The following is a 16,221-nucleotide window of genomic DNA, read 5'->3' on the forward strand; positions in this document are numbered from 1 at the left end:
GGGGTAGCCAAGTCGGCTGCCTCCTGTTTTTTTATCGCCCCCTGCCTCTAAAAACGGTGAAGAATTTGCAGGAAACGGGAAGCCGGTATGGAATAAGTTGTAGGAAAGTAAAATTTTCGGGTAGGGCAAATCGATCCCGGTTAATGTTGTATGAATGGAGTGACCAAAAGTATGGGGTATTTGGGCGCGATTGAAGGGGGCGGCACGAAATTCGTGTGCGGCATCGGGACGGCGGACGGACAAATTATCGACCGCGTTTCATTTCCGACCACCCTGCCTGAAGAAACGATGGCGGAAGTATGCCGCTATTTTGCGGACAAGGCGATCGATGCGCTTGGCGTCGGGTCATTCGGTCCGATCGATCCGATCCCGGACAGCCCGACGTACGGGTATATTACAAGCACGCCGAAGCCTCACTGGGGAAACGTTAACGTGCTTGGCGCATTGCAGCGGCAGTTCGACGTGCCGATCGGCTTCGATCTGGACGTCAATGCGGCGGCATTGGGCGAGGCGGCGCTTGGCGCGGCTCGCGAGCTCGGAGGCTGCTTGTACATCACAGTAGGCACCGGCATCGGAGCGGGGCTTGTCGCAAACGGGCGCATCGTCAACGGATTTACGCATCCGGAGATGGGACATATTCTGGTTCGCCGCCATCCGGAGGACAGCTACGCGGGGAATTGCCCTTATCATGGCGATTGCCTGGAAGGCTTGGCTGCAGGACCGGCGGTGGAACGCAGATGGGGCGTGAAGGCGGCCGAGCTGCCGCAGGATCATCCGGCTTGGGCGATTCAAGCCGATTATTTGGCGCAAGCCTGCATGAACTTCATCCTGATCACGATGCCGCAAAAGATCATTATCGGCGGCGGCGTCAGCAAGCAATCGCATCTGTTCCCGATGATCCGGCGCCGTCTCGGCGAGCTGCTGAACGGCTACGTCGCTCATGCCCGGGTGCAGGAAGAGATCGACAGCTATATTGTTCCGCCGGGACTCGGCGATAACGCCGGTCTGACGGGGGCCCTGCTGCTGGCGAAGCAGGCGCTGGGCCGTGCATGAAGTTGGCAGGGCTTATGATTGTGATCGGATTGGATATCGGCACAACGTCCATTTGCGGCGTCGCATTAAATCTGCCGGAAGGACGGGTTGCGCATACGATCCGTCATCCGAACGACAGCGCCTTACCCGGGACCGCGGGAGCGGAGCAGGATCCGGAACGGATCATGCAGATCGTGGAACGCCTGCTGCAGCAGTTGCTCGCCTTGTATCCCGATGCGGCGGGCATCGGGATTGCCGGTCAAATGCACGGCATCGTATATACCGGGCAGGACGGTCAGGCGGTAAGCCCGTTGTATACATGGCAGGACCGGCGCGGCCTGACGCCCGACGCGGACGGCGTTCCGTTCGCCGTGCGGTTGTCCGCGGTAACCGGGTATCCCGTCTCGACCGGATACGGATTCGTGACGCATGCGGCATTGCTTGAACAAGGCGAAATGCCGCGCGAGGCTGTCGCCTTCTGTACGATCGCCGATTATGTGGTCATGCGGCTGACATCGGAGCGTATGCCTGCGATGGATGTTACCAATGCGGCAAGCCTCGGCTTCTTCGACGTGGAGCGGGGGAGGTTCGACGCCAAGGCGCTGCTAGCGGCCGGGATCGATACCGGCTGGATACCGCGGGTGCAACGTTCCATATCGAAGGCGGGAGACTATCAAGGCCGCACGCCGGTATTCCCGGCGATCGGCGACAATCAGGCGAGCATTCTCGGTTCGGTGAGGCAGTTGCCCGGCTCGGTCCTGTTAAACATCGGCACAGGCGGCCAGTTGTCCGTATACTCGGAGCAATTCGCGGCGGTGCGAGGACTGGACACGCGGCCGTTTCCGGGAGGCGGGTACTTGCTCGTCGGGGCATCGCTCGCTGGAGGCAAAGCGTACGCCATGCTGGAGCGCTTTTTCCGTGCCGTGATCGATGCATTCGCGAGTCCCGGACAGGCGGATGGGGAGCTGTATGCCGCGATGGAACGTCTCGCCAATCAGTCTGTCATCGAAGAAGAGGACAAGCTTGTCGTACATACCCAATTTTACGGAACACGCGAAGAAGCCGGACAACTCGGATCGATCGAAGGAATCGGTCCGTCGAATTGGACACCGCAGCATTTGATCGCCGGATTTATTGAAGGGATGGCGAATGAACTGCACGGCTTCTTCCGCCAGCTTCCAGATCCAATCATGGGGCGAATCGGCGCTTTGGTCGGGTCTGGCAACGGCATACGCAGCAACAGCCGGCTTAGAGCCGTGTGTGAAGCCCGGTTCGGAATGAAGCTTCAGCTGTCTGCGGTGGAGGAAGAGGCGGCCGTCGGAGCCGCGCTCCATGCGGCGGTCGGCGCGGGACTGGCGAGCGACCATCGGACGGTCGGCGGCATGCTTCCTGCATACGACGAGCGTTAGCGTGCCGGAGTGTCGAGACGGTCTTGAGCTGCGCCCATACTGGTCATCATATCGTATGCTCTCTCGTATGGCCAAAAAAACGAATTCGATGAGGTGTTGACATTGCCGAAAGTAATCGTCGCTTTCCCGGGAGGAAAGCATAAAGTGCTGACGTTAAGCTACGATGACGGAAGAGCCGCGGACAAGCGGCTTGTGGAAATTTTCAACAAGCATGGGATCAAGGGGACGTTCCATATCAATTCCGGGCTGCTGGGCCAGGGGGACAGGTTGTCCGCGGACGAAACGGCATCGCTCTACCAGGGGCATGAAGTCGCCGCGCATACGGTCACGCACCCGACGATCGCCAGAAGCCCGAAGGAGCAGCTGGTGGAGGAGCTTTTCCAGGATCGCAAGCAGCTCGAAAGCATCGTGCCGTACACCGTAAGAGGGTTATCTTATCCGAATGGATCGTTCAACCGTTACATTAAAGAGCTGCTGCCGTTCCTCGGGTTCGAATATTCCCGCGTCGTCGAGACGACAGGAAGCTTCTCGATGCCGGATGACTGGTTCGAGTGGAAACCGACCTGCCATCATAAGCGCGACCTGATGAAATTGGCGGAACAATTCGTCAACTTGAATAAACGTCAATATTTGTACATGATGTATGTTTGGGGACACAGCTACGAGTTCGATAACGACAACAACTGGGATGTGATCGAATCGTTCTGCGAATATATCGGAGGACGGGACGATCTATGGTACGCGACGAATATCGAGATCGTCGATTATATGAAAGCGTTTCGCAATCTGCAGTTTTCCGCGGCGTCGAGCTTCGTCTACAACCCTTCGGTTCAAACGGTGTGGCTGCAGGTCGACAGCCGCATCGTTGAAGTTCCGGGCGGCGCCAAAGTGACGTTAACGTAAATAGCGCAAGATTGATTCGAAGCAAACATGGCTATAGATACAGGGCCGCTAGTCACAAAAAAAGCTTTTCGCCACGATGCGGATCATCGGTGCGAAAAGCTTTTTTGCTTGAACGTTTTCGTGCCGGCTTCCCCGCCGGACGGCTCAAGCCAATAAATATTTTTCGGTCAAAATGGAGAGCAGCTGGATGCCGACTTCGTTATGCCCGCCTTCGGGGATGATCAGGTCGGCGTATTTTTTGGAGGGCTCGATGAACGCTTCATGCATCGGCTTGACCGTCGATAAATATTGATCGTAGACGGATTGGATCGACCGGCCGCGCTCGTGAATATCGCGCAGTACGCGGCGGAGTATGCGAACGTCCGGGTCCGTATCTACGAATACTTTGATATCGAGAATGTCGCGCAGCTGCTCGTCCGACAAGACGTGGAGCCCTTCGATGATGACGATTTTGTTCGGCTCCAGCTCGATCGTGCGGTCTGCCTGGCGGGCATGATTCGCGAAATCGTATACCGGCGCCTGTGCCGTAAGCCCTTGCTTCAGCTGTTTTAAATTTTCTAGGAGCAGTGCGTTATCGAAAGCAAACGGGTGGTCGTAATTGATCGTTTCCCTCTCCGTAATGGAAAGATGCGAATGATCTTTATAATAATTGTCCTGGGATATGAACGTGACTTTGTTGCTCCCGAGGCGGTCGATCACGGAGCGTGCCACCGTCGTTTTGCCCGAGCCTGTACCGCCTGCAATGCCGATAATCAACATAACTGAAATGAAGCCTCCCGCTTGTAAGTATCTCTCATCAATTATCGTATTGTAGCATAAATGAAGGCGCAACACGAGCGGACACGCCCCGCGTTCACATAATCTTCCCGACGCTCAGGCAAAATAAGCTCGTATTCGAAACTTATTCCACCTGGAGCAAGGAGAGTTGATATCGTGACCGTTCAAACGCTGCAAAAGCCCCGGATGCTGCTCCCGGAGCTGAAGGATAAAGTAGCTGTCGTTACCGGCGCCGCATCCGGCATCGGCCACGCTACCGCTGTGGCGCTAGCGCAGCAAGGGATGAAGGTATGCCTCGTCGATTTGAAGAACGAGCGCAGAGAGCAGGTGAAGCAGCAGCTCGAGGGCATGAACGCCGAGGTGATGACAGCCGACGTCGACGTATCGGACCCGAACCGCGTACAGCAGGCATTCGACGCCGCGGCGCAGCAGTGGGGACAGATCGATGCGGTATTCGCGAATGCGGGGATCAACGGCGTGCTGTCGCCGATCGAGGATATGAAGCCGGAAGATTGGGACCATACGCTGTTCGTCAACCTGAAGGGCACGTTTCTTTGCGTCAAGCACGCGATCCCGCATATGAAGCAAAACGGCGGCAGTATCGTGATTACGAGCTCCATTAACGGCAGCCGCGTCTTTTCCAATTTCGGCATGTCCGCTTACAGCACGTCGAAGGCCGGGCAAGTCGCCTTTGCGAAGATGGCGGCGCTGGAGCTGGCCAGATACAAGATTCGCGTGAACGTCATTTGCCCGGGTTCGATCAAGACGAACATCGGCGAGAATACGCACCCGACGCCGGAGCTTGATAAAATTAAAATTCCGGTCAAATACCCGGAAGGCAGTCAGCCGCTCGAGCATGCGCCGGGTCAGCCGGAGCAGGTGGCCGATCTCGTGGCGTTTCTCGCATCCGACGCTTCCAGCCATATCACGGGCACGGAGCTGTTCATCGACGGGGCGGAATCGCTGATCTAATATAGACACGTTCATACGTTCCTTCCTCCGGTGATGGAAATCGTTTATAGCGGGTGGGACATGATTTATGGTATGCTGTTCCTATGTCTTTGCGCCGCGCGATTCCGAACGTCCGGGCTTACGGCAAACGTCTGTTTGTGTAAGCTCCAGAAGAGGAGGAGGGAACGATGAACGAAAATTTCATCACGATCAAAGGCCTCGAAGGAGATTTGAAGATTTCCCACAAAAAAAGGGATTTCGGCTTGACGGTATCGACCAGGGAAATGGTGTTTCAAAAGCCGCACGCCAACTATTATATCAAGCTGGAAGACATTATCAGCATTACCCCGTTTGAACAGCCGGCCGCCTCGCGTTCGATCAGCTTCAACAACCGCAGGGAAGCGGGCAGCGAGATGGTTAATCTGCACGCCGGCATGCTACATTACCGGATCTACGTCAGCAAGTCGGAGCTGCACAACCGAAGCGGGATTTTTCGGCTGGAGAAAGCGCAATTCATACTGCCGATCAAAAAAGATTTGCTGCTGGCCATATCCAAATATGGCGGGCTGAACGCTTTTACTTGAACATTCCCACGCCTATAGTTTACATCGCCCTGCACTGGTCCATGCGACGCTGCAGGGCTTTTTGCGTATGTCTGCACGGCTGACGGCGCAAGTTTGGGTTCTGGCGCAAGCGAAATTGTTACTATTTTCACATCCGACCACCGACTATTTCCCTAATTTCCCTGCTGCCGCATGCGAACGATAATAGGCTTCAAGGGCAATGTTCAAGCCCGGAGAAACCGTTTATGCTTAAAAATGGCTGCTTGCACACGACAAAAAAAGCGGTTAATCGACATGGCACAAGCGAGGTTGAACTATGGTCTGGATCAGTACAACGAAACGATTCCGCGCAGCGTCCGTCGCGCGGATCCTGTTTGTATGTCTGCTGACGTTCTGTATTTCGAACGTTACGCAGGCTTATGCACAGGAACAGCAACGATTTTCCGATATCAAGGGGCATTGGGCGGAAGCGACCGTCAACCGTCTGGTCGAGCAGGGGATACTCGACGGCTTCCCGGACGGCACATTTCGGCCGGATGATCCGGTTACAGCGGATCAATTCGTGAAGATGCTTCTATTATCGTATACGAACGTATACCCCAACGGCGAACACGCGTGGAAGAAAGAGTTCATGCAATCACTGAGCGCCGCGAGCCGCGGCATTCTGGAGCAGGATTACCGCGATTTTAATTTCCGGCCGAGCCTGCTCGGCTATTGGGCGAAGCCGTTCATTGATCTGGCGAACGACCTGCATTTCATCAATAAAAGCCAGTTCGCCGATTTCAAAGCGAATTTGAAGCGCGAGCAGGTCGCAGAAATCATCTATTATACCGTGAAGGAAACGGAATATACGGAAGATGAGACGCTCAGCCTGAAGAGCGCCAGCACGTTGGGCGATTTCCTGAGCTTGAAGGAACGGGAGAAGCGGTTTGTAGCTGAAGCGTACGGCAAAGGTATTATGGAGGGCTATCCGAACGGCTATTTCGGCGCAGGACAGCAGGTGACGCGTGCCGAGTCGCTGACGATTCTGGACCGGATTACCAACAAATCGAAGCGCGTGGCGACTTCGCTTGCGGCCGTGCCGCCGGGTCTTGAGGTCATCGTGCCGACGAAGGACGGCCATTACAAAAAAGTCGTGTTCCCGACGGCCAAGATGGCCGAGGCGTACAAGGTGCTCGGCGAAGCGGCCAAGCTGCGGGGTACGAACTACGATCTCGTCGAGACGACGGCGAAGCTGTACAAGGATGCCGAGACGAAAGCGAAAGACGTGAACCGCACGGCGCTGACGAGCGGCAGTTGGGAAGAAGCGTCGCTGTGGATCGAGCCGGAATACCGCACGTACGGTGTCACCGTTCATGTGCAGAGCGGTGTGCTCGCGCGCAATCAGGAATCGATAGATGCGTATGCGAACTATTTATTCGCGCATGAAGCGTTGAAGTTCAAGGAGCTGTTCGCCGATGTATACCGGAGGGTGGAAGCGGGCGATACCGTCGAGAACCAGACGTTTACAATCGGCAAATACGCGGTGGAGCTGCATATCGACGCAGATACGAAGACGATCGTGTATTCGATCTTGGAAAAGATATAGCGGGTAAAAGAATGCAGAAATCGGCGGCCAAGCGGTTATAACGCAGCGAAACATGTCTAATCGCATCCGCGGCAAGCGAAGCGGGGACGTACGGCAAAGACCGTCAGCCTTGACCTTTCGCAGAGGCTCCCTTGTTGCCTGCGCTGTAACGATGATATGCGCGTATATCCGCTAGACGCAAAAAAGATTCAGCGCCCGAATGGGCGGCTGAATCTTTTTTTATGCGACGCTGCATGCCATCGCGGCACGCACGTTATTCGTTCGTCAGGCCGCGCGTTTCGAGCAGCTTGAAGAACAGGCTGAGGATGATGGCGACGATCGTCGCCAGCGCCATGCCTTTCAGCGAGAAGCTGCCGATCGTTACGGCTGCGCCGCTGATGCCGATGACGAGTACGACGCAGGTCAAGATCAGATTGGACGCCTTGGAATAATCAACCTTCGTCTCGACGAGCATTCGCACGCCCGACGCCGCGATGATGCCGAACAGCAGCAGCGATACGCCGCCCATGACCGGCCCGGGAATCGTCGTGATGAGCGCGGCAAGCTTCCCGAAGAAGGAGAGCACGACGGCGATAACCGCTGCCCCGCCAATGACCCATACGGAGTATACGCGAGAGATCGCCATGACGCCGATATTTTCGCCATACGTCGTATTCGGCGTAGAGCCGACAAAGCCGGAGATGACGGTGGAAATGCCGTTGCCCATCAGCGAGCGGTCCAGCCCGGGATCCTTGGACAAGTTTTTGCCGACGATGTTGCCAGTCACGATCAGATGGCCGATATGCTCGGCGATGACGACGAGCGCCGCCGGAGCGATGATCGCCATGGCCGACAGGCTAAACTGCGGCGCGTAGAAATGAGGCAGAGCGAACCAGTCGGCGGAGGCGACGGCGTCGAATTTGACATAGCCGAGCAGGAAAGCCAGCACATACCCGCAGACGATGCCGACGAGAATCGGAATGATTTTCAAAAAGCCGCGAAACACGACCGATCCAACGACGGTAATAAGCAGGGTGACCGACGAGATGATAATCGCGCCTTTGTCCGGTGTCCAATCGGCCGCCGCGTTCGCCGGTTTGATGTATCCGGCCATTTCGGCCGCCACCGGCACGAGCTCCAGTCCGATTACCGCAACGATCGCCCCCATCGCTGCGGGCGGGAAGACGACATCGAGCCAGCCCGTCCCCGCCGAGCGGATAATGAGAGCCACCGCGATGAAAATAATACCCGATACGATAAAGCCGCCCAGCGCCGCTTCATACGATTGGCCGGAGCCGAACACGGCGAAGACCGGCGACAAGAAGGCGAAGCTGGATCCGAGAAATGCAGGGATTTTCCCTTTGCAGATGAGCAGGTACAGCAGCGTTCCGATGCCGTTCATCAGCAAGATCGTTGCCGGGTCAACCTTGAACAGCACCGGCACGAGCACCGTCGATCCGAACATCGCGAACAGATGCTGCAGGCTGAGCGGAATGCTTTGAAGCAGCGGTGGACGCTCGTCCACTTTGATTTCTTTTTGCACTTTCGTACGTAACACTCCCTTAACGTCAATATAGAAGATGAAAACAACCTCAACTATATTACCAGATTTTTTCACGAAAAGCTTCAAGAGATTTAAAAAAATATGCCTATTTTTTGGGTGTCCGCGTTATAATGGTACAAGGAGTTGAAACGTTTAAGCGATGAAGGGAGACGAGGATCTCGATGAATCAGGGGACTGCGGACCGCAGCGATTGGCTTGGCTGGATGCGCCGAATTGGAGAACCTGTATTGGAAGCGCTGCATTCGCGCCAGCTGCGCGTCCGGATGCCGGTGCAGGCGATAACGAACGACCGCGAGCATTATACGTACTTGGAGGCGCTCGGACGGCTTATTTGCGGAATGGCGCCGTGGTTTGAGCTTGAAGGCCTGTCGGGGGAAGAGGAGAAGCTGCGCGAGAAATTCGCCGCCATGGCGAGGGAGGCGATCGATGCCGCCACCGACCCGGACTCGCCCGATTTCATGAACTTCTCGCACGGCGGCCAGCCGATCGTCGATGCGGCGTTCCTCTCGCATGCGATTGTTCGCGCCCCGCGCGAGCTGCTCGGGAAGCTCGACGATCGCGTGAAGCGCAATCTTGCCGCGTGCCTCAAGGCGACGCGGACGCGCAAGCCGGGCTACAACAACTGGCTGCTGTTCGCCGCGATGACGGAGACGGCGCTCTATCTGCTCGGCGAGCCGGACTGGGACCCGATGCGCATCGACTACGCGGTGAAAAAGCACAGCGAATGGTATCTCGGCGACGGCACGTACGGCGACGGAGCGGAGTTCCACTGGGACTATTACAACAGCTTCGTCATCCAGCCGATGCTCGTCGATGTATTGCTGACCGTCGGCTCCAAGTTCGCCGATTGGGAGAGGCTGCTTGAGTCGACGCTGCGGCGGGCTGCGCGCCAGGCTGCCATCCAGGAGCGGCTCATCTCGCCGGAAGGAACGTTCCCGGCTATCGGCCGTTCGCTGGCCTACCGGTTCGGCGCGTTCCAGCTGCTGGCGCAGACGGCGCTGCAGGATCGGCTGCCGGACGGCGTTCAGCCGGCGCAAGTGCGTTGCGCGCTGACGGCGGTCATTCGGCGGATGATTGAAGCGCCGGGCACATTCGACGCGAACGGATGGCTGCGCATCGGCTTTTGCGGTGATCAGCCGGAAGTCGGCGAGACGTATATTTCCACCGGCAGCCTGTATTTGTGCGCCGCCGTATTTTTGCCGCTCGGTCTCGGGCCGGAGCATCCATTCTGGCAGGGCGAAGCGGAGTGGACGCAGAAGAAGGCGTGGTCGGGGCAAACGTTTGCGATCGATAAGGCGCTGAAATAGCGCGATACGTTGAGGAATGCCCGGATGGTGGCTGCGGCCGCCGGTTCGGGCAAATTCATGCTTTTACTTATGCTGCCGTCGGACCGAGGTCGTCACTTTCCGTCTTTTTCGCAAATCCATCTCGAATGGTGATCGTTTTGATGAAAACCAGCTATTTTTCCGCATCTATATTTACCATATAATAGAAGCAACAGTGGTAAATAATTTAGTTGCGGAGCGTGGTTCCTATGGCGAAATACGATGCGTTTGCCGATCAATATCATGAGCTGACGACAAAGCGAGGTGTCGCGGAGACATCGGTACGGTATATTATCGATCAACTGGAGGCGCAGGCCGCGATCGCGGGCAAGACGATTTGCGATATCGGGTGCGGACAAGGGGAGTTAAGCAGCCGCTTGAGCGCGATGGGGGCGATCGTGACCGGCGTGGACGAGAGCGAAGGGCAGCTCCGCTATGCGAAGGAGAAATCCGCCGGCGTCACCTGGCTGCGCGACGATGCGATGCGGCTCGGCAAACTGCCGGACGCCTCGTTCGATGCCGTCGTATCCAGCTTGATGCTGATGGACGTACCGGATCATACAGCGGTGTTCGCCTCCGCATGGCGGGTGTTGAAAGCAGGCGGCCTCATGATCTGGGTCGTCATGCATCCGTGCTTTCAATCGCCGTTCAGCTATCCGCTGGAAGACGGCTCGAGACGCGTGTTCCAATATGCGCCGCAATATTGGAAATCCCACGGCACCGGCACGATTCGCTCGACGCTGGGGGCGTACCACCGGCCGCTGTCCTCTTACTTGAACGACTTTCAGGCTGCCGGATTTTCATTCATTCGCATGGATGAGCCGGGCGCAGACGCGGCCACGCAGTCCGTACCGCCTTATTTTTGCGTCGTCGGCCGCAAAATCGGAGACACAACTGGATATTGACGATGTTATAAGCAAGCTGATATGATGCTAATAGTGTTATAACAAACTATTCCTATTATATATGTTGGAATATTGATTTGGTGGAGCTAACCTTACCGAAAGACGCTCCGCTTGCCTTTCTGCCATGGCCCGTATAGGGTTGGCGTGAACGATGGCCGCTACGATCCAATAATTAAATTACACGCGGAAGTCGACCAACCCATTGGAGACGTAGGATAGAACCGGCCTATGTCTTTTTTTGATGGGAAAGCGGATCGGGTAAGACCAAGACCATGAGCAGCGCTCAGTATTTCATGAAACCGAAGGACGGTGATTTTGTATGAATATTGTATTTGCTTTCGCAGACGATTGGGGCCGCTATGCTAGCATCTATGCGGAGCATGAAGGACCGGAATCTATCAATCATTTGATTCGCACGCCGCATGTTGACCGCATTGCCAGGGAAGGGGCGCTCTTCAAAAATGCATCCGTACCCGCGCCGAGCTGCACGCCTTGCCGCAGTTCCATCTTATCGGGCCGATACTTTTGGCAGACCGGATTAGGAGCCATCCTTCTTGGAGCCGTCTGGGACGAGCAAATACCGTCATACCCGCTTGAGCTGGAAAAGGCTGGCTATCATATCGGACACACCTATAAAGTGTGGGCGCCAGGCAAAACGAAAAACGCCCCTTATGGCGGTCAGCGTACAGCTTACTCCTCCTGCGGCAATCAATTCAGTAAGTTTTCCCACAGGGTAACGGAGCGTGCCGAACAAATTGGCGTAGATGCCGCCAAGCAAGAACTGCTGGACGAAGTTCGGAATAATTTTGACTCCTTTATCGATGTCCGCCCGGAAGGAAAGCCGTTTTGTTATTGGTGGGGCCCTACCAATACGCACCGCACATGGGAACGGGGATCAGGCAAGGCGATCTGGGGACTGAATCCCGATGATTTGCAGGGACGTATGCCCGGATTTTTGCCGGATGTTCCTGAGGTGCGGGAAGACTTCTGCGATTACCTTGGCGAGTGTCAGGCGTTCGATGCCGGACTCGGCGTTATATTGCGTCGTCTGGAGGAGCTGGGAGAGCTGGATAACACGCTCGTTGTCGTCAGCGGCGATCACGGGATTCCGGGGATGCCGAGAGCGAAGTGCAATCTGTACAATATTGGATGCGAAGTCGCACTGACGATGCGCTGGCCGGGGCATATTCAAGCGGGCCGCGTAATCGAGGACTTTGTGAATCTGATGGATCTCGCGCCTACGTTTATGGAAGCGGCCGGAGTTGCGGTGCCCGAATCGATGACCGGACGCAGCTTGTTGCCGGTATTGCTTGACGAGCGGAGCGGACAGGTTGACCGTGAACGTACTTTCGTCATTACCGGACGGGAGCGACATGTTAACGAGGCGCGGGAAGGAGATCTGCCGTATCCTCAACGGGCGATTCGGACACAAGATTACCTGTATATCATCAATTTTGAGCCGGAACGTTGGCCGATGGGCGATCCGAAAGGTCTGGACCAGCCCCATGCGGCAGCGCCGACGTATGAAGAGCTGCGATGGAACACAAGAATCGCTTACGCGGATATGGATGCAAGCCCAACCAAAGCATGGATGATTCACCATCGAAGCGAGAGCGAGGTACAACTGCTCTTCGATCTGGCGTTTGATAAGAGACCCCGTGAAGAACTGTATGACTTGCGGAATGATCCGTACTATATGCATAATTTGGCCGATGAGCCGCAGTATACAGACGTGAAGCGCGAACTGAACGCCGCATTGATGGCCGAGCTGCGCCGGCAGCAAGATCCGCGCGTGACCGAGACGCCTTGCCGGTTCGAGCAGGAGCCGTATGCCGGGAAGCTCCAGCCTTTTCAACAATGAACCTGCAGCATCATTCTTCATGAGATGTTCCAGTTCTTCGATGCGACGGACCGGTGCAAGAGAACTTCGGCAATCGGTCGATCCGTCGGCCGGTCAGGCGGATCTCGCGCCCTACATACAATGCCTATATGAAAGAATGAAATGTCTACTGGACCTCCGGAGACGCCATATATTTGAACCCATCGGGTCAAATATAAAGGTGTCTCTTTTTGCGTTTGTGACAGGGAGAATGCGAAATATTGGCGTCTGAAGTTGATATAACAATATAAAAACATAATGATGTTCAGCGCCCTCTCCTACAATCGGGATGTATTCGAAGCGTTCCGAGCCGTGAAGACGGAAGGCAAGGCAGAAGTTCCGGGACGCTACGGCCTCAATGTGGAATGGGAGGAGAATAGGCGGTCTGTCGGGTGAATCGATTCGTGCACGGCGTACCCGGGAGCGGGGAGCTCTTGATAAATGCCGGGCAACTTTGTAACATATTATTAGAACGTTATAACGAATCGATGAAGAAGGAAGACAGAATGGATAAACAACCAAGGGACCCGCCAATCGGGACAAATGAAATAGACTTCAGAAGTCCGCTGCCTCTCTATCACCAGCTGCAAGAAATTATCCGCAATGAAGCGATGCAGGGAACCATCGGCGACGAGAGCGGCAAGATGCCGACCGAGCAGGAATTGATGGAACGATTCAAAGTAAGCCGGATCACGATCAGGCATGCGCTCAAGATTTTGGAGGATGAAGGGATTGTTCGCAGGGAGCGGGGACGTGGAACTTTCCTGCAGACGAACCAGGCGGAGCATTGGAGCGGGCAGCTGCTCGGCTTCGCCGAAACGATTTCGGCTGCCGGCATGGAGCCTGGGGCCAAGATGCTTGCTTACGGATTGCGGCAGAACGTTTCGCTCGACGTGAGGACACATCTGAAGGGAACGTCGGCATGGGAGCTGAAGCGGCTTCGGTACGCGAATCAAGTGCCTATTGCGCTGGAGCAATCCTTCTTCCCTCCTGAAATCGGGAAACGGATGGAGGAGCGCGATTTACAATCCATGATCGTCTATAAATTTATCGAATCGAACATCGGAATTTCCCTGCGCAACGGGAAGCAATGGATTAGCGCGATCAATGCGGGGAAAGAGGAAGCCGAATTGCTGGAAGTGGAGGAAGGCAGCGCCTTGCTGCATTTGGAACGCGTCATTTTTGACAGTACGCAGACGCCGGTCGAATATTTGAAGGCTGTGTACCGTCCGGACCAGTTCCACTATACGATACATCTTCATCGCTGACGCAAGAGCGGATATGCCGTATGGCAGCGGCTCCGAGGTGCGGCGCGAAGAAGGAGCGAGCCGCTCTCGCCGAACGCCGCCGCATCAATCGGGCTGCTTCTATAAAATACAACCGACCATCAATTATACCGATTCTCTCCGTAGACGCTCATGTTATTTTATGGTAAATTATACATCCTTAATAACACATGAACAATTTAGATAACGGGGAGCGATACGAATGGATCGGGAGCGGTTGACGGAGCTGGCGTTCAAAACGATGGGAAAACGCAAGTCGCATTTGCAGCGGGAGAAAGGCTATATTTTCTATCACTGCGAACGTGTAGCCAAAATCGCGCTTCATCTGAGAGAAGCGTTATTTCCGGCAGACGCTTCGTCGGACGATGTGATATTTGCCGGCGCCTTGTTTCATGACGTGACCAAAGGAATCGAGCCGCATGCGGCCACAGGCGCCCATCTGGTGCAGCAGCTGCTGCAAGGGTATGCGTCTGATCGGGAAATACAAGACGTATCGGAGATCGTCAGGCTGCACAACGCCCGGCTGCGTGAGGATCAGCCCTTCTATGTGCGCGTCGTTCAGGATGCGGATATACTGGATCATTTCGGTTCGCAGGAAGTATGGCTGAAATTTTTGTATGGAGCGCATAAAGATGAGAGCGTTTTCGACGCGGTTCGCTTGTGGGAAAGCGAGGAACATGAGAATTATGTCGACAAATCGCGAAAATCGCTGAATTTCGAGCTATCCCGGCAAATATTCGATAAAAAGCTGCAGTTTCACCGAATGTTCGCGCAGCGGTTCAAGGCGGAATCCAGCGGCGAAATCGATTTTTAAATGGAAAATTCCACGAATCCCTTACATATGTTGTGAGGGATTCATTGTTTTTGAACTATGAAAACGCATAAAAATTCATTTTCTTGTATTTCTTAGCGATTGAAAGCGTAAAACATGGCGGAACACTCTATGCGAGTGGAATATAAACTGTTATACTGTTTCATAGGAATTATATACCTTCCAAACATTAGAGGGGAGTTGAACTCATGAGGGTTCTACCGAAAACGAATGACCTCGGCTTCTTTGAAATTCGGCTCGAATCCATCGGCGGTCTGGGTGCCAACCTGGCGGGAAAAATGCTGGCGGAAGCCGGTGTTGTAGGCAGCGGTTTTAACGGTGTCAGCTTTTCTTCCTATGGTTCCGAGAAAAAAGGATCGCCGGTGAAAGCGCATATCCGCTTTTGCGATCTTCATACGAATATTCGTGATACCACGCCGGTGGAAAGACCTCACGTCGTGGGCGTTTTTCATGAGAACTTGTCCAAAACGATCAACGTGGTAAGTGGTATCTACGAGGATAGCGTCGTTCTGGTCAATTCGGCGAAAAGCTCGGAAGAATTGAAGGAAAAGATGAAGTTGATCGGCGGCACTGTCGCCGTGGTTGACGCGACCGGCATCGCGCTGGAAGAGAAAAACCGCGTAAATATGGCGATGCTCGGCGGTTTGTTCCGTCTGTGCGACTTCCTTGATTTCGAGGATATGAAGGGCATTATCCGCAAATCGCTCGAGAAAAAGTACCCGCAAGCAGTCGAACCGGCGCTTCGCACATTCCAGCGCGGCTACGACGAAGTGAAGTTCCAGACGTTTTCGCTTCCGGAAGGCGAACAAATGCCGGAGCCGAAGCGTTGGGATATTCCGGTGTACGGCTACGAGACGCAGCCGATCGGCGGCATGGTTACGAACCCGGGCAACAGCATCTTGAAAGATTTGAGCATTTCCCGCAACGGGATGATGCCGCATTTCGACGACGAAAAGTGCATTCACTGCGCTGCATGCGATACCGCCTGTCCAGACTTTTGCTTCGTATGGGATGAACAGCCGGACAAGAAGGGTCGACCGCAAATGTTCCTGCAGGGGATCGATTACCAGTACTGCAAGGGCTGTCTGAAGTGCGTTGTCGCTTGCCCGACCGAAGCACTTTCCTCCAACAGAGAGACGGAAGGTTACGGGGAGCAGCACCGCACGCCGCATCGTTTTGAATTAGCGTCGAATTAGGGACAAACAATCTCGGGAGAGGTGAAATCATA

Annotated in this window: 14 protein-coding genes; 12 read left to right on the forward strand and 2 right to left on the reverse strand. The window is 55.1% G+C overall.

Annotated features, from left to right (window positions below):
- The first annotated feature begins 171 nt into the window (after positions 1-171).
- The 3 genes from KXG62_RS11500 to KXG62_RS11510 all read left to right on the forward strand — a co-directional run bounded on the left by KXG62_RS11500 (position 172) and on the right by KXG62_RS11510 (position 3,344).
- Entirely contained in the window at positions 172-1,053 is an 882-nt protein-coding gene (locus tag KXG62_RS11500) for an ROK family protein (protein ID WP_218092105.1), read from the forward strand.
- Entirely contained in the window at positions 1,050-2,441 is a 1,392-nt protein-coding gene (locus KXG62_RS11505) for a sedoheptulokinase (protein ID WP_218092106.1), read from the forward strand. The genes KXG62_RS11500 and KXG62_RS11505 overlap by 4 nt, the downstream gene beginning before the upstream one ends.
- 102 nt (positions 2,442-2,543) lie before the next feature.
- Complete coding sequence (locus tag KXG62_RS11510; protein ID WP_218092107.1) at positions 2,544-3,344, forward strand: polysaccharide deacetylase family protein; 801 nt, start codon at positions 2,544-2,546, stop codon at positions 3,342-3,344.
- 144 nt (positions 3,345-3,488) lie between these two features.
- Here the strand turns inward: KXG62_RS11510 and udk are convergent, their stop codons facing one another.
- Complete coding sequence (gene udk / locus KXG62_RS11515) at positions 3,489-4,103, reverse strand: uridine kinase (RefSeq protein WP_218092108.1); 615 nt, start codon at positions 4,101-4,103, stop codon at positions 3,489-3,491.
- Between the two features lie 204 nt (positions 4,104-4,307).
- Here udk and KXG62_RS11520 point away from each other — a divergent pair, with 204 nt between their 5' ends.
- The 3 genes from KXG62_RS11520 to KXG62_RS11530 all read left to right on the forward strand — a co-directional run bounded on the left by KXG62_RS11520 (position 4,308) and on the right by KXG62_RS11530 (position 7,223).
- Positions 4,308-5,093, forward strand: coding sequence for an SDR family oxidoreductase (locus KXG62_RS11520; protein ID WP_218092216.1), 786 nt, complete (start codon positions 4,308-4,310; stop codon positions 5,091-5,093).
- Between the two features lie 167 nt (positions 5,094-5,260).
- A complete protein-coding gene (locus tag KXG62_RS11525; protein WP_218092109.1) occupies positions 5,261-5,656 on the forward strand; it encodes a hypothetical protein in 396 nt (131 codons plus the stop codon).
- Positions 5,657-5,951: 295 nt separating this feature from the next.
- Positions 5,952-7,223: an S-layer homology domain-containing protein gene (locus KXG62_RS11530; protein ID WP_218092110.1), complete on the forward strand. Its 1,272-nt coding sequence runs from the start codon at positions 5,952-5,954 to the stop codon at positions 7,221-7,223.
- 253 nt (positions 7,224-7,476) lie between these two features.
- Here the strand turns inward: KXG62_RS11530 and uraA are convergent, their stop codons facing one another.
- Positions 7,477-8,745 carry a uracil permease gene (gene uraA, locus KXG62_RS11535; protein ID WP_218092111.1) on the reverse strand — a complete coding sequence of 423 codons (1,269 nt, stop codon included), beginning with the start codon at positions 8,743-8,745 and terminating at the stop codon, positions 7,477-7,479.
- Positions 8,746-8,927: 182 nt separating this feature from the next.
- On the opposite strand from uraA, the gene KXG62_RS11540 reads away from it, so the two are divergent.
- From KXG62_RS11540 to KXG62_RS11565, 6 genes are all read left to right on the forward strand, one after another.
- A complete protein-coding gene (locus tag KXG62_RS11540) occupies positions 8,928-10,073 on the forward strand; it encodes a DUF2264 domain-containing protein (RefSeq protein ID WP_218092112.1) in 1,146 nt (381 codons plus the stop codon).
- Between the two features lie 227 nt (positions 10,074-10,300).
- A complete protein-coding gene (locus KXG62_RS11545; RefSeq protein WP_218092113.1) occupies positions 10,301-10,996 on the forward strand; it encodes a class I SAM-dependent methyltransferase in 696 nt (231 codons plus the stop codon).
- Positions 10,997-11,315: 319 nt separating this feature from the next.
- On the forward strand, positions 11,316-12,857 hold the full coding sequence (locus KXG62_RS11550) for a sulfatase family protein (protein ID WP_218092114.1): 1,542 nt from the start codon (positions 11,316-11,318) through the stop codon (positions 12,855-12,857).
- A 524-nt stretch (positions 12,858-13,381) separates the two neighbouring features.
- Positions 13,382-14,143, forward strand: a complete 762-nt coding sequence (locus KXG62_RS11555; RefSeq protein WP_218092115.1) for a GntR family transcriptional regulator — start codon at positions 13,382-13,384, stop codon at positions 14,141-14,143.
- Positions 14,144-14,363: 220 nt separating this feature from the next.
- Complete coding sequence (locus KXG62_RS11560) at positions 14,364-14,975, forward strand: HD domain-containing protein (RefSeq protein WP_218092116.1); 612 nt, start codon at positions 14,364-14,366, stop codon at positions 14,973-14,975.
- Between the two features lie 206 nt (positions 14,976-15,181).
- Positions 15,182-16,189 carry a 2-oxoacid:acceptor oxidoreductase family protein gene (locus KXG62_RS11565; protein ID WP_218092117.1) on the forward strand — a complete coding sequence of 336 codons (1,008 nt, stop codon included), beginning with the start codon at positions 15,182-15,184 and terminating at the stop codon, positions 16,187-16,189.
- The last annotated feature ends 32 nt before the right edge of the window (positions 16,190-16,221 follow it).

It is taken from the genome of Paenibacillus solanacearum (genome assembly GCF_910593845.1).
In the GTDB taxonomy this organism is placed as follows: Bacteria; Bacillota; Bacilli; order Paenibacillales; family NBRC-103111; genus Paenibacillus_G; species Paenibacillus_G solanacearum.